Below are 14,656 nucleotides of genomic sequence, written 5' to 3'. Positions count from 1 at the left end.
CACTGTCATCCGCGAGAAGCCAAACCGTCATCCCTCCCGCCTATCGTGAAACTCCCGTACTCGCCTTGGGAGACTCGAAATGGCTCAGCCTTACGAAGAACGCAACAGCGCCGCGAAAACCCGCCGTCAGCAGGAAGACCAGCGCCGCATGGAGTTTCGCCGTGCTATCGAAGATCGCTTCGAACTTCGTCAGCTTCAGGCTGAAATCGGCGATTTTCCCGATATCACTCATTGGCAGGCATCGCCCGCAGCTTCCCGTCGAAGCGCTCAACCAGCGCGCTGATCTGCACCCGCTCGCTGCGGATAAACGCCAGGAAGGCGTGGGCCACCGGTGACAGGCGTTTGGCTTTGGCTTGCACCAGGCACCAGCTACGGAACAGCGGCAATTCCTCGACCGGCAGTTCGACGAGCCCGCCGGTCGCCAGCTCCAGGTTCAGGGCGTGGCGCGTCAACAGTGCCAGGCCCAGACCCGCCTGCACACATTCACGTTGCGCTTCGGCCGAGGCGACTTCCTGGGTCTGAGTGAAGTGCACGCGCTTCTCTTTGAAATACTCTTCGCAAGCCATTCGCGTACCCGAACCGGGCTCGCGGATCAGCAATGTGTAAGGCTCCAGATCCTGTAAACGCAACGGGCCCATGTGCGCCAGTGGATGATCCGGACGCGCCACGGCAACAATCGGGTTGTTGAGGAACGGCAGGAATTCCAGGCCCATGTCCTGGGGCACCATCGACATGATCACCAGGTCATCGCGGTTATCGGAAAGCCGCCGAATCACTTGTCCACGGTTGACTACGGTGAGTTGCAGATTCACTTCCGGGTGCTGGCGCTTGAAGGCGGCGAACAGGTGCGGAACGAAGTATTTGGCGCTGGATTCCACTGCCAGCTTCAGTTGGCCTTGCAGCGAACCCTGCATGTCCGACAGCTGCATATCGAGGTTTTCCAGGCGCCCGAAAATGTCCCGGCTCGCGCGCTGGAGTGCTTCGGCGGCCTCGGTCATGTAGAGTTTTTTGCCGACATAATCGAATAATGGCTGCCCGATCAGCTCTTCCAGCTGACGAATCTGTAGGCTGACGGCCGGTTGTGTGAGCGACATTTCCTCGGCTGCACGGCTGTAAGAGCGTAAATCACACACCTCATTGAAGATCTGCAGTTGACGCAATGTCATACGCATCAAGGATTTACGCATTTTTTATAGGCTCTGACGGCGGATGGGCCGTTTAACTATAAGTCTTTGCTTATGCCTGACCCAATTTTTATTCATTTTTGTTAATTCCTCATGAGCGCTAGTGTGGGCCTGCGACTAAATTGAAACATTTAGTCACGCGTCGACCTGGGTCTAGCAGGTCGTGGTGCCACCGGCTCAAGGGAACCTCCAAGTGATAACAAAGATCCTGATCGCCAACCGTGGTGAGATTGCCGTGCGAATCGTGCGAGCCTGCGCCGAAATGGGCATCCGTTCGGTTGCGATTTTTTCCGACGCCGACCGTCACGCCCTGCATGTGAAGCGTGCGGACGAGGCCCACAGCATCGGTGCCGAGCCATTGGCCGGCTACCTCAACCCGCGTAAGCTGGTAAACCTCGCCGTCGAAACCGGTTGCGATGCACTGCACCCCGGCTACGGATTCCTTTCGGAAAACGCCGAGCTGGCTGATATCTGCGCCGAGCGCGGGATCAAATTCATTGGCCCGTCGGCAGAAGTCATTCGCCGCATGGGCGACAAGACCGAAGCGCGTCGCAGCATGATCAAGGCCGGGGTGCCAGTGACGCCGGGCACCGAAGGCAACGTTGCCGATATCGAAGAAGCGTTGGCCGAGGGTGATCGCATCGGTTACCCGGTGATGCTCAAAGCCACCTCCGGTGGTGGCGGTCGCGGTATCCGTCGCTGCAACAGCCGAGAAGAACTCGAACAGAATTTCCCTCGGGTGATTTCCGAAGCGACCAAGGCCTTCGGTTCTGCCGAAGTGTTCCTGGAAAAATGCATCGTTAACCCCAAGCACATCGAAGCGCAGATTCTCGGCGACAGCTTCGGCAACGTTGTGCACCTGTTCGAGCGTGATTGCTCGATCCAGCGTCGCAACCAGAAGCTCATCGAAATCGCCCCGAGCCCGCAACTGACTCCGGAGCAGCGTGCCTACATTGGCGATCTGTCGGTGCGTGCGGCCAAGGCTGTGGGCTACGAGAATGCCGGCACCGTGGAGTTCCTGCTCGCCGAGGGCGAGGTGTACTTCATGGAGATGAACACCCGGGTGCAGGTCGAACACACCATCACCGAAGAAATCACCGGGATCGACATCGTCCGCGAGCAGATTCGCATCGCCTCCGGCCTGCCGCTGTCGGTGAAACAGGAAGACATTCAGCACCGTGGTTTCGCGTTGCAGTTCCGCATCAACGCCGAAGACCCGAAGAACAACTTTCTGCCGAGCTTCGGCAAGATCACCCGTTACTACGCCCCCGGCGGCCCGGGCGTGCGCACCGACACCGCGATCTACACCGGTTACACCATTCCGCCGTTCTACGACTCGATGTGCCTGAAACTGGTGGTCTGGGCACTGACCTGGGAAGAGGCAATGGACCGTGGCCTGCGTGCGCTGGATGACATGCGTCTGCAGGGCGTGAAGACCACCGCCGCGTACTACCAGGAAATCCTGCGCAACCCGGAATTCCGTAGCGGCCAGTTCAATACCAGCTTCGTTGAAAGCCACCCTGAATTGACCAACTACTCGATCAAGCGCAAACCCGAAGAGCTGGCCCTGGCCATCGCCGCCGCCATCGCCGCCCACGCAGGCCTGTGAGGAATACAACAATGTCCAAGAAGATTTTTGTCACCGATACCATCCTGCGCGACGCTCACCAATCGCTGCTCGCCACCCGCATGCGCACCGAAGACATGCTGCCGATCTGCGACAAGCTCGACAAGGTCGGCTACTGGTCGCTGGAGTGCTGGGGCGGTGCGACATTCGACGCCTGCGTGCGCTTTCTGAAAGAAGACCCTTGGGAGCGTCTGCGCCAACTGCGTGCGGCGTTGCCTAACACGCGTCTGCAAATGCTCCTGCGCGGCCAGAACCTGTTGGGCTATCGCCACTACAGCGACGACGTGGTCAAAGCCTTCGTTGCCAAGGCAGCGGTCAATGGCATCGACGTGTTCCGCATCTTCGACGCGATGAACGACGTGCGTAACCTGCGCGTGGCGATTGAAGCGGTGAAAGCTGCCGGCAAGCATGCTCAGGGCACCATCGCTTACACCACCAGTCCGGTGCACACCATCGACGCGTTCGTGGCGCAAGCCAAGCAGATGGAAGCCATGGGTTGCGACTCGGTGGCGATCAAGGACATGGCCGGCCTGCTGACCCCATACGCCACGGGTGAACTGGTTCGCGCGTTGAAGGCCGAGCAATCGCTGCCGGTGTTCATCCACTCCCACGACACGGCTGGTCTGGCGACCATGTGCCAGCTCAAGGCCATTGAGAACGGTGCCGACCACATCGACACCGCAATCTCCAGCTTCGCCTCCGGCACCAGCCACCCAGGCACCGAATCGATGGTCGCGGCGCTCAAGGGCACCGAGTTCGACACGGGTCTGAACCTCGAGCTGCTGCAAGAGATCGGCCTGTACTTCTACGCCGTGCGCAAGAAATACCACCAGTTTGAAAGCGAATTCACCGCCGTCGACACCCGCGTGCAAGTCAACCAGGTGCCGGGCGGGATGATTTCCAACCTCGCCAACCAGTTGAAAGAGCAGGGCGCGCTGAACCGCATGGCCGAAGTACTGGCGGAAATCCCGCGCGTGCGTGAAGACCTCGGCTTCCCGCCGCTGGTGACGCCGACTTCGCAGATCGTCGGCACTCAGGCGTTCTTCAACGTGCTGGCTGGCGAGCGCTACAAGACCATCACCAACGAAGTGAAGCTTTACCTGCAAGGCGGCTACGGCAAGGCGCCGGGCGTGGTGAATGAAAAACTGCGTCGCCAAGCCATCGGCAGCGAAGAAGTCATCGACGTGCGTCCGGCCGATCTGCTCAAGCCGGAAATGACCAAACTGCGTGCTGACATCGGCGCGCTGGCCAAGTCGGAAGAGGACGTACTGACTTTCGCCATGTTCCCGGACATCGGGCGCAAGTTCCTCGAAGAGCGTGCCGCCGGCACCCTGACGCCGGAAGTGCTGCTGCCGATCCCAGAGGCTGGCAGCGTTGCGTCGGCGGGTGGCGAAGGCGTGCCAACCGAGTTCGTCATCGACGTTCACGGCGAAACCTACCGCGTCGACATCACTGGCGTCGGCGTCAAGGCCGAAGGCAAGCGTCATTTCTACCTGTCCATCGACGGCATGCCGGAAGAAGTGGTGTTCGAACCGCTCAACGAATTCGTCGGCGGTGGCAGCAGCAAGCGCAAGCAAGCATCGGCCCCGGGCCACGTCAGCACCACCATGCCGGGCAACATCGTCGATGTGCTGGTCAAGGAGGGCGATACCGTCAAGGCCGGCCAGGCTGTGCTGATCACCGAAGCGATGAAGATGGAAACCGAAGTCCAGGCAGCGATTGCCGGCAAGGTCACCGCGATTCACGTCGCCAAAGGTGATCGAGTGAATCCGGGCGAAATCCTGATTGAGATCGAAGGCTGAGATAACCGCCGCGATCCAGCGTTTTAAACCTCGGGGGGGCATGTGCTCCCCTTTTTTTTGCACGCAATTTCCCCGTTGCCCAAATCCCCTGTGGGAGCGGCGGTGCGACCGCCGCTCCCACAATGACGGCGTTCAGTTCATCAGAACCCCATGCGCCATTGAGCCATCACGCCGTGCGTGCGGCTCTCGGTGCCGAATTCGCCAGTAAGGCCTACACCGAGCGTGTGGTTGGCCGACAGACCCAGATCCAGACCCGCGTCCACGGCCAGACTGTTGCGATCCAGTTCCGCACCCGTCACCGCGAAGCGTTTCCCGCCTTTGACCAGTTGCTGACGGGTGTCGCCATCAAGCTCGCCGTAAAGGTGTTTCCAGCCGGCACTGAATCGCGGTGTCAGGCTCATACCGTTATTCAAGTGGCCGGTTTTCGCTGTGCGAAAGCCTAGCGTGGTGCTGAGGTTGTCACGGGTTTGGCCAAAGATTTTCAGCGCCGCATCGCCGCCTTTTTCCGTGTAGCTGTCGCGCTGATAACGTTGATAGCCGAGGCTGGCGAACGGTTCGAGCGTGACGTTGTTGCGCCCGAGGTTGAAGCCCAGTTCGGCAAAGGCTTGTTGGGTGTTGGCGTCGTAGTTGCCTCTGAGGCGGTCGTTGAAGCCGTCGAACGCGACCCGCCGTTTGCTGGTGCCTTCATGGCTGGCAAAGGTCGCACCGAGGCGCAGCGCCAACGGGCCATCCTGACGTACTGCGTAAGCACCGAGGTGCCAGCTGTCGAGCGCGCCGTCGTATCGGTGCGCATCGAAACGGGTTTGCGATTTGCCGCCGACAAGGCCCACGTGCCATTGCTCATCGATACGCCAGTCAGCGCCCAGGATCAGGCCTTGTGTGGCGTGCTTGAGCGTGCTGTCGAAATCGCGGTCGACCGTGCCACCGTGACCGAGTCCCTGAATCCACACCCGTCCGGCCGCTTCATTCCCTGCCGCGCGACGGGGGGCGTTGGCGCCGCCATGGCCGCTGCCTGCGCGATGATCCAGTTGGCGCATCGCCGAGAGCATGCTGGTGCTCACCGGCATGACACTGCTTAACGTGGCTTTGGCGAGGTTGGCGTTACTGCCGGCGGCGAGCTGTTCGAGCGCCACCCGAGCTGTGGGTTCGTTGGCGGCAAGCAGGGCCTCGACCGCGGTGTTTGGCGGCGCGACATGGTTGCTGGTTTCCACTGGTTCGCGAGACGCCTCAGGCTCTTCAGGTTGCTGAGGTTGCTGAGGTTGCTGAGGTTGCTGAGGTTGCTGAGGTTGCAGGGGGTGCTGAGGTTCATTCGGTGACGCGGGCGTTTTTTCGATGGTCTTCGCGAGTTCTCGAGCATTGCGACTGGATGCGAGATCGTCGAGCGGGGTGTTATTGCGTGGCTCCAACGGCGTGTTCACCGTCGGCGTTTGCTGGTTTGCGCTGTCGGGAACGTTTTCACCGGGCGCTCCCGTCGAATGCATGGGGCTTGGTGAGGGCGGGGGTGACGGTGCGGTGGAGGGCAGCGCGGGATTCTGCATGGCCACTTCGGTCATCACGCTTTCAACAGATCCGACTGGCGGTTTGGGTGTTCTCTTGCGCGGCGGCTTCTTGGGTTTTTCTTCAAAAGCGTTTTCGACAACCGGTATGTCCGTCTGCTGCGCTGCGGACATTTCAGCGCATCCGAGCGTCAACGCAATGGCCAAGGCCAAGTGGTGGGGGCGGAACGTGTGCTGTAGGGACATCGAGTCGGGCCTCTCTGGATTGAAGGCCCCCACTCTATGAATGCCGCAAAAAATCCGCTGTCGGTCGCTTCCCGCAGCGGCGCAGGCGACATCGGATTCTGCCGGAGAAAATAGCCGAGAGCTGTGCAATCGAAGTTTTTACTCGACGCCATCAGCTCCCTTTCCTACAAGAAAATCAGACCAGGCCAACTGTTCATCCATCAGAAACTCATCGACCACGGTCCCGATCAAGCCGCAATCGGGGCAGTTGCATGCCTCCCAAAGCAGCTACAAGACGTAGGCAGCTCCTGTAGGTGCCGACGCAGGCTTTGATCGTTGGCGTTTTAGCCACGGCACTCCACCAGACCTTTCACCTGGCCGGTCGGCGTCTGGTTGTCATCGCTCAACCACTGTCTGAACCCCGCGCCAATCGACGGCCATTCCGAATCCAGCATCGAGTACCACGCGGTGTCGCGGTTCTGCCCCTTGACCACCATGTGCTGGCGGAACACGCCCTCAAAGCTGAAGCCCAAGCGTTCGGCGGCGTATCTGGAGCGGGCGTTGCCGTTGTTGCATTTCCATTCGAGGCGGCGGTAGCCCAGTTCGAAGGCATGTCTGGCCAGCAGGTAAACGGCTTCGGTACTTTTCGGCGAGCGCTGCATCGGCGCGCCGAAGGTCACGTGGCCGATTTCGATGCGGCCCTGGAGCGGGACAATCGACATCAGGCTGAGGATGCCTTGCACCTGGCCGGTGGCGCGGTCGACGACGCTGAAGAAATACGGGTCGCTGCTGGCCGCGTGGTTGTTCAGCCAGTCGTTGAACACGCTGCGCTCGGGAAACGGGCCGTAGGGCAAATAATCCCAGAGTTTCGGGTCGGCGCCGGGGCCTTCGAGGGCGTTGAACAACTCGTCGCCATGCCGTGCCGGATCGAGTCGCTCCAGGCGGATGAAGCGACCTTCAAGCAGGGTGGCCGTGGGGGCGGGAACGCCTTTCCAGTCGGCAAGTGAAGTGGTCATCGGTGCGGCTCCTTAAATGGCTTTGCGAAACTGGATGAAACCCGGGCGCTCGGCCATGCGCTCGTAGAGCTGGATCGCCGTGGCGTTGGTGTCGTGGGTCAGCCAGTGCACTTTGCAGCAACCGTCGGCCCTGGCGGTGGCGTAAACATGTTCGATGAGCCGGCGACCGACGCCGGTGCCGCGAGTATCCGGCACCACCAGCAAGTCCTGCAGGTAGCAGGCGTTTTCGATGCTCCAGTTCGAGCGATGGTAAATGTAATGCACCATGCCGACCGCTTTTTCACCCGCCCAGGCGAGGGCGGCGTGGGTCGGTTCGCTCGGGTCGAGGAAGCGCTGCCAGGTGCTGCCGGTCACGGTGTCCGGCAGCTCTGTGTTGTAGAAACGCAGGTAGGCCTGCCACAGCGGCAGCCACGCGGCGTGGTCGGCGGCGCTGACCTGGCGAATGTCGATCTGGCTCATGGTGATTTCCTTAGCGCATCAATCGGGCGAGGGTTTGATCATTGATTTCAGGGCTGGCAGCCAGGCCTTCGCGCACCCCGGCAATGTCTGCGGCGCTGCGGTTCTGGCTGAGCTTGCGCTTGCCTTCGAGACGGTCGATAGGGATGGCGAAACCGACAATGGCCTTGAGCATGCCGTCGATGTAATCAGCCGGTGCGTCGTCGACTTTCCACGGTTGCGCGCGGCCTGCTTCATGGCGGTCGGTGAGGGTGCTGACGATGTCGAGCAAGCGTCCGCCGTCACTGAAGGTTTCGGCGTGGCCATAGGCGTGAACGGCGACGTAGTTCCAGGTCGGGACGACTTTGCCGTGCTCGGCCTTGCTCGGGTAGAAATCGGGGCTGACGTAGGCGTCGGCGCCAGCAAAGATCAGCAGGGCTTCGGCGCCATCGCGCAAGTCTTTCCACTGTCGATTGGCTTTGGCCAGATGCCCGTACAGCGTGCCGTGCTCGCCTTGTTCACGATGCAGCAAAACCGGCACATGGCTGGCTTGCAGACCGCTTTCGCCATGGGTCACAAGGATGGCGAGACGGGTGGCGAGGATCAGTTCGTGCAGTTGCGACAGCTCGTCGATGGCAAAGGCGCGGGGCGTATACATGGTGAGATTTTCCTTGGCGAATGCCTGCATCCTAGGCAGGCTATTGGTCTGTTGTAAGAGCCATTGAAGGCCAATTTCATAGGTCCAATTGCCATGCCCGAAACACCTGCTCTGTCTTTGTCGTTCAACCCGGCGGGTATCGAACTGGATCGCCGTCAGGGCTTGAGTCGTCAGCTCTATCAAGCGCTGCGCGTTCGCGTACTGGATGGCCGCCTCGTCGGCGGCACCCGTTTGCCGGCCAGCAGGGACCTGGCAGCAGCGCTGGCTATTTCTCGTAACAGTGTGGTGCGGGCTTACGATCAGTTATACGCGGAAGGCTTCATCGAAGGGCGGGTCGGCGACGGCACTTATGTTGCGCAATTACCGCAAGCAGCGCTTCCCTCGAAAAAACTATCCACAAAAGTATCCACAGGGTTTTCAACAGGCTTACCCACAGCCTTATCCACAAATTGGCTGGATTTACCTGTTGATGCATCCAGTAAAGTTATCCACAACGATCCACTGAACCGCGTGAAAAACAACCATTTGCCCCGTCCGCCAAGCGGTCCGCCGCGGGCTTTTAGGGTGGGTGTTCCGGCGTTTGATCTGTTTCCTTTTGGTGTCTGGGCCAAGCTGAATGCGGCTTTCTGGCGCAAGCCGGATTTGCAGCAGTTGTGTTACGGCGACCCGGCCGGTGACGCACGCTTGCGCGGCATGATAGCGGCATATTTGCGCAGCTCTCGGGGCATGCAGTGCTCGGCTGAGCAAATTGTGATCACCAGTGGCGCACAACAGGGGATTAGCCTTTGTGCACAGTTGCTGGTGGAGCCGGGCGACGGCGTGGCCATCGAGAATCCGGGGTATCGAGCGGCGGGTCATGCCTTTGCCGTGGCAGGGGCGGCACTGCATGGCGTTGCCGTGGACAGTGAGGGTATCGACTGCGCCGAACTGGCCGGGTTAAACGATTGCCGCCTGGCTTACGTCACGCCGTCCCATCAATATCCCACCGGGGTGGTGATGAGTCTTGCCCGGCGTCTGGAGTTGCTGGCCTGGGCCGAACGCACCGGAGGCTGGATCGTCGAGGACGATTACGACGGCGAATACCGTTACAGCGGCGCCCCGCTCGCGCCGTTGGCGGCGCTGGATCGGCAGGGACGAGTGCTGTACGTCGGGACGTTCGGCAAAGTCGCGTTCCCGGCGTTGCGCCTGGGTTATCTGGTATTGCCGCCAGGACTGGTCGAGGCGTTCTCTCAGCGGCGTGCGGTGGATGTGCGTCATTCCGAAGTCAGCACCCAGTCAGTGATGGCCGAATTCATGGCGGCGGGGCACTTTCAGCGGCATATCCGGCGCATGCGCCGTGCGGCCCTGAGCCGGCGCAACGCGTTGCTCAGCGGCTGGCCAGCGGACATTCCCGGGGTCGGCCCGGTGCCGACGGTGGCTGCGGGCTTGCACCTGACGGTACCGGTCGACAGCATTGGCCGTGAGCAGGCGTTGATCGAACAGGCTGCAAACGTCGATGTGGAGATCAATGCACTGAGCAGCTATTGGCTTCCTGCCTCGAGCACCCCGATGGAACAGCGCGCCGGGCTGGTGGTGGGGTTTGCCGCTGTGCCTGAACAGGCCATCGAGGCTGCGCTTGCCCGCTTGCGTGTGGCCTGGCGCGTGGGTTGAGGCGGGCCATTGGCAGCCCGCCCGGTGATGGCCTCAGCGGCGGGTTTCGAGCTTGAAGAACGGCGCCGGATCACTGATGCGCCGCATGACGTAGTCAATCGGCGCCAGTTCGGTCAGAGCCTGCTGCCGCTGGGCAGTGAACTGCTGCAGATGGCTGTCGGCGATTTTCAGGTGCGCCGCTGTGAATTCTTCCTGCGGGGTATGCAGCGAATCATAGTGAAAGTGCGCCACCCACAAGGGCTGATTGCGCTGGGTGAGGTCGAGAATCCGGTATTCCTGGAAGTAGTCGCGACGCTTTTTAGTCCTGATGCGTCCTTGCGCGTTTTTCTCGATGCGCACCTGATGATTGTCCAGCAACCATTGCAGATAGGCCTGGCGGGGCTGACGCTCCTTGAGCAGGCTGGCGCGCACACTGATGCCTTCGGCGCGTAGCCGCGTGGCCGCGCTCTCGAGTTCCGCCGGCAGGCTGCCCACCGGGAAGCTCCCGGCGCTTCGTGCCAGCACCTTCCGCACCGCTTGAGCAGCTTGTTCCAGGCGCTGTGCCTGCTGATCAAACAGGTCTTGCATGTCGGCCGGGATGCGATTGGGTCTGAACGCGTCCTTGCGCGTCTTATCGATGAAGCTCTGCACGCTTTCGTTCATCGTCGTGCCGTTATCGACGATATCGCTGTCTTCCAGTTGCGCCTGGACGGTGGGGCGGGGCCGTGACGGCAAGATGTCGTGGAAAGTCTGCTCGGTGATACTCGCAGGCTTGGCTGGCGCCGGGTCACGTGGGCGGCTCTTGGAGACTTTCACTGCTGGGCGGGAAGGACCGGCGACCGCCGGTTTTGGCGCGATGGGCGCGGGGCTGCTGACGGTTTCAGGCAACAATTGGCTCAATTGTTCCTGCGCCAGTTGCCGGAATTCTCCGATCAGCCCACGCACCCGGTCGATCTCGGTGGGCTCGATTTCATCGGGAAATTCGCTGGTCAGATCCTTGAAGCGCTGATCGGTATCGGCGTAGATGTCGAGCAACCGGCTCAGGGTTTCGATGCGTTGGGCGACAGGCTGGCTGCTGTCGAGAGTCTTGAGCAGTGCGGTATGTCGCTGGGTCGCGGATGCCGCTTCGATGATCAGCAACCCCGCGATATCGCGCAGGGGGCTATCCGCATTGGGAGCGCCGCGCAGGCACAGCTCATGGGACATGCCGATTTCGTTGGCCTTCAAGTCCCACGCGGTGAAGGCTGGCAGCAAGGCACGCAGGCTTTGCGCGGCGGTGATGCCGGCGCTGCCGGTGGCCTCCAGTTGCTCCAGCGTCGTTTGCGCCAGGTGCAGGCGAGCGACCATGCTCTGGCTCAAGGCCAAGGTCTGCCTGACCGTCGCGATGTGCGCCTGCAATCCAGCGCCTTCCTCGATGACGTTGTTGCCGCTGAGCTTCTGGTTGAGCGTGGCGTAGGCAGTGCGTTGCAGGGTGAGCCACAGGCTGAGGTTCTTGTGCAGAAATGTGGTCATGTACAGCAAGTCATGAAAATAGCCGTCGCTGCCACCGTTCAGGCGCCACTCCTGAAGGTTTTTCAGGGCGCCGTGATAATCGCCGATCAGTTTTTCCACCTGAGTGAGGTAACGCTGAGTGGCCTGTTCGTGGGCGGCTCCGGTGGCGGCCATCATCGCGTCCTGGGCGACTTTCAACGCTGCGTTACCGGCCGGCTCCTGCTGTTTGAACGTGTTCAGCGCGGTTTCCAGCTGTTTGCGCTGTTGCTCTTTGGCCCGACGCTGGGTGCGCAGCTGGCTTTGCAAGCTCTGGCCACCGGCCCCGCCGCGCAGACGTAGGCGGGTATCGATAAACCATTGACCTTGGCTGTCATGTGTCAACAGTGGTCCGGTTTGCGGCGGGTTCCCCGGGAACTCGATCTGGATCTGCTGGGCGTCATTTTCGACGACGCGGTACCAGTGCTCGCCGACTTGCGCGTAGAGATGTTCATCGCGGCGAAACAGCGAGGCGGGACCGTAGAGGATTTTTTCCAGTTCCGGACTCTTCAGGTCGAGCGGCGTCACGCTCGCCTTCTGCAAGTAGGCGATCAGCGCCTCGGGCGAGCGGCGTGGGACCGAACCCCGTGCCTCCAGCGAGGAGTAATGGCTGGACGGCAGTTCTCCGGTCAGCGCGGTCGGGTTGCGGGTCACCGCTGGCGCCGACGGCTGCACCACTATGGGCACGACGTCGGGCGCGGCGCGTTCAGCCAGGGATGACGGCTGACGGCGGCCATCCTGGCGGCGCGTCGTAGCACGATGGGCGAGGAGCAGGCCGAGACTCAGCAGCATGTCGCCGATGGCGTCCCATTCGGCGAGGGTGTCGCCACGTTGACGCGCCTGTAACGCTTGCTCGACTTCACTGAGACTTTGCCAGATCCATACGGCGGCGCCGGCCGGGCCGCTGAGGAAGTTCGCGGCAACGTTGAACAGGGCCCAGCCGCTGTCACGCAGCAGCGCCCAGCGGCGTTCGCTGTTGGACTGCGACGAGCGGTCGGCGAGGTCAACCATGGTCTGGGCATGGGTCTTGAACAGGATGCCGAACACATCGCCATGCAGCTCTTTCGATGACAGCTGGATCGGGCCTGTCCAATCGCTATCCGTCCACGGTTCGGCGAGCAATTGCGCGCTCGTCCACGCACTCGGCACGCCCACGGGAAAGGTGTACTGGGCGTATTTGAAACTGATCGCCGAATCCGCCAGCCAGGCCAGTACCGAGTCGCGCAGTTCGCCCGGCTGGTGCAAGGCGTACACAAGGTTTTGCGGGGAGGCGAACTGCAACAACGGCTGGTCGAGCAACGGGCGATACAACAAGCATGGCCCGCTTTCGGCCTGGCGCGGACCGATGAGGAACATGTTGGCCACCGTGTCTCCTTCGCTGCTGGCGTCGCGCATGAACGTCAGCGGACGAATGACCACCTGTTGCGGATGGCCGGGTGTCGGTTTCAGCCATTCGCGCACATAGGTGTAGCCTCGCTCATCAATGCCGCCGATGCGCCGGATCTTGCATTCCAGGGCAATCAGCGGAAGCAGGGCATGCAATTGGTGCACGTAGAAGGTTTTTTGCAGCGATGCCTGGATCGGATCATCGATCAGTGTGTCCTTGATCAATTGGGGGTAGGCCAGGCCGATGTCGACGGTGTTCGCCATGCGCGTCAGGTACGCCACATTCAGCCAGTCGGGAATCGCCCGCGGTGGATTGAAGCGCAGGGTGGCCTGGTAGGGCGGTGAATTCTGCAGTGCGTATTCGCCCAGGGTTTCGGTATGGCTGTCGAGCGGGTTGGGCAGTGTCAAACCACCGGATTCGAAACTGTTGGTGATGGTGATCTGCAGCGAGTCCAGCGCTAATCCTACGGCGGATGGTTGGTCGACAATGATCGCTTCGCGCATTTTCTGCTGGGCGAAGGTGTCGATGGGCTGCAGGTGAACCAGATTCTTGTGGGTGTGTTTGTACAGTTTGCCCAAGGCGCTGACGGAGCGGCTGTACTGGTCCATGTCAGCAGCCGTTGCGCCGGCCAGCCATTCGGGCAGGGCTTCATCGAGCGCCGCAAAGGTGTCTTTTTCCTCGGTCCTGGAATAGCCCGGGAGCGCAGTTGGCGGGCGGTGGATATCGGTATCGCTGGCGACGGATTCTCGGGTGATCTGGGCAATGGCATCCAGTTGTCCGGCGATCAACGCCCAGGCCATGTGGTCGAAAAAATTGCCTTCGGGCTCGAACAGCTGCCACTTCAGGCCGCGCCCCTCCAGTCGTTCCTGCAGGCGCTCCGGCAACGATGCGCCCAACGCTTCCAGGGACTCGAAGGATTCATAGCCGCGCTCCACGGTGTACATCATCACCAGGTCGCGCTCGCGATAGCGGCCTGTCAGCACGGCGGTGCCACCGACAATCAGGTGTCGGGTCACACCATCGGCGTCGACGGTGTCGATGTCGATCAGGTGCGTCCTGATCCCTGCAAGCGTCGGTTGCCGGGCATCACGCTGTTGTTTGTCGGGGTAAAGCGAGACGGCTCTGGCCACATGGCACTGATCTTTGTCCCAGCCGCTGACGCTCTGTACGTCGAGGGATTTGCGCAACGCATCGGCCAGTTCTTCCCAGTGTGGCGATTTGTGGCCCTTGCCGTTCCAGAATGCCAATTGGCGTTCGCGATAGGCTACGAACAACAGCGGCGAGTAGTCGTTGAGTATCGTCGCGATGGCCTCGATGCCGAGATCCAGATGCATCAAGGGGCGCGCGTGCGGGTCGGTGGTCAGAAAATGCTCGCCCTCCAGGTAATTGGCATCGGTGTCAGTGAAGAACCGGCGCACCAGCGCCTGGGTCAACGATTCGAAGGTGACCGACAGCGCCCGCAACTGGCCGGCGGACCACCGCCTGCGCGGCGTGCCGATCCAGGTGTGATCGGGGTCCAGGGTGCGATCCGGGAACTGTTTTTTCAGGGCATCGCGCAATACATGGGCGGCGACTTCATCGACGGTCGGACCCTGGCTGACCTGTTGTAGAACCAGATTGTTTTTCAGTTGTACGGGCACCGGGCTGTTGTCGGTCTGTTCGGTCATCGT

At 61.2% G+C, this 14,656-nt stretch carries 10 protein-coding genes; 4 read left to right on the top strand and 6 right to left on the bottom strand.

The window, feature by feature from the left end; translation table 11 throughout:
• Positions 1 to 79: 79 nt before the first annotated feature.
• Positions 80 to 283 (top strand): PA3496 family putative envelope integrity protein, encoded by a 204-nt coding sequence (locus AACY19_RS19495; protein WP_339453031.1) that lies wholly within the window; start codon positions 80 to 82, stop codon positions 281 to 283.
• Here the strand turns inward: AACY19_RS19495 and AACY19_RS19490 are convergent.
• Positions 225 to 1,187, bottom strand: coding sequence for a LysR family transcriptional regulator (locus AACY19_RS19490; RefSeq protein ID WP_339453029.1), 963 nt, complete (start codon positions 1,185 to 1,187; stop codon positions 225 to 227). The genes AACY19_RS19495 and AACY19_RS19490 overlap by 59 nt on opposite strands.
• 190 nt (positions 1,188 to 1,377) lie before the next feature.
• On the opposite strand from AACY19_RS19490, the gene AACY19_RS19485 reads away from it, so the two are divergent.
• Together AACY19_RS19485 and oadA are read left to right on the top strand one after the other, a co-directional pair.
• A complete protein-coding gene (locus AACY19_RS19485) occupies positions 1,378 to 2,793 on the top strand; it encodes an acetyl-CoA carboxylase biotin carboxylase subunit (protein WP_025112637.1) in 1,416 nt (471 codons plus the stop codon).
• Between the two features lie 11 nt (positions 2,794 to 2,804).
• A complete protein-coding gene (gene oadA, locus AACY19_RS19480) occupies positions 2,805 to 4,613 on the top strand; it encodes a sodium-extruding oxaloacetate decarboxylase subunit alpha (protein ID WP_339453026.1) in 1,809 nt (602 codons plus the stop codon).
• Between the two features lie 140 nt (positions 4,614 to 4,753).
• Here the strand turns inward: oadA and AACY19_RS19475 are convergent, their stop codons facing one another.
• The 4 genes from AACY19_RS19475 to AACY19_RS19460 all read right to left on the bottom strand — a co-directional run bounded on the left by AACY19_RS19475 (position 4,754) and on the right by AACY19_RS19460 (position 8,443).
• Positions 4,754 to 6,355, bottom strand: a complete 1,602-nt coding sequence (locus tag AACY19_RS19475; protein ID WP_339453024.1) for an autotransporter outer membrane beta-barrel domain-containing protein — start codon at positions 6,353 to 6,355, stop codon at positions 4,754 to 4,756.
• Positions 6,356 to 6,678: 323 nt separating this feature from the next.
• Entirely contained in the window at positions 6,679 to 7,350 is a 672-nt protein-coding gene (locus AACY19_RS19470) for a GNAT family N-acetyltransferase (protein WP_339453022.1), read from the bottom strand.
• Positions 7,351 to 7,362: 12 nt separating this feature from the next.
• Complete coding sequence (locus tag AACY19_RS19465; protein ID WP_339453020.1) at positions 7,363 to 7,809, bottom strand: GNAT family N-acetyltransferase; 447 nt, start codon at positions 7,807 to 7,809, stop codon at positions 7,363 to 7,365.
• 10 nt (positions 7,810 to 7,819) lie between these two features.
• A complete protein-coding gene (locus AACY19_RS19460; RefSeq protein WP_339453018.1) occupies positions 7,820 to 8,443 on the bottom strand; it encodes an FMN-binding negative transcriptional regulator in 624 nt (207 codons plus the stop codon).
• A gap of 93 nt (positions 8,444 to 8,536) precedes the next feature.
• Between AACY19_RS19460 and pdxR the strand changes: the two genes are divergently transcribed.
• Positions 8,537 to 10,093 (top strand): MocR-like pyridoxine biosynthesis transcription factor PdxR, encoded by a 1,557-nt coding sequence (gene pdxR, locus AACY19_RS19455; RefSeq protein ID WP_339453016.1) that lies wholly within the window; start codon positions 8,537 to 8,539, stop codon positions 10,091 to 10,093.
• A gap of 33 nt (positions 10,094 to 10,126) precedes the next feature.
• Here pdxR and AACY19_RS19450 read toward each other — a convergent pair whose 3' ends face one another.
• Positions 10,127 to 14,653 (bottom strand): hypothetical protein, encoded by a 4,527-nt coding sequence (locus tag AACY19_RS19450; protein WP_339453014.1) that lies wholly within the window; start codon positions 14,651 to 14,653, stop codon positions 10,127 to 10,129.
• Positions 14,654 to 14,656: the final 3 nt, after the last annotated feature.

The sequence above is a fragment of the Pseudomonas sp. EA_5y_Pfl2_R50 genome (genome assembly GCF_963970475.1).
Taxonomy (GTDB): Bacteria; Pseudomonadota; Gammaproteobacteria; order Pseudomonadales; family Pseudomonadaceae; genus Aquipseudomonas.
Note: the sequence above shows the minus strand (reverse complement) of the source record. Positions and strands in the feature narration are given on the sequence as shown.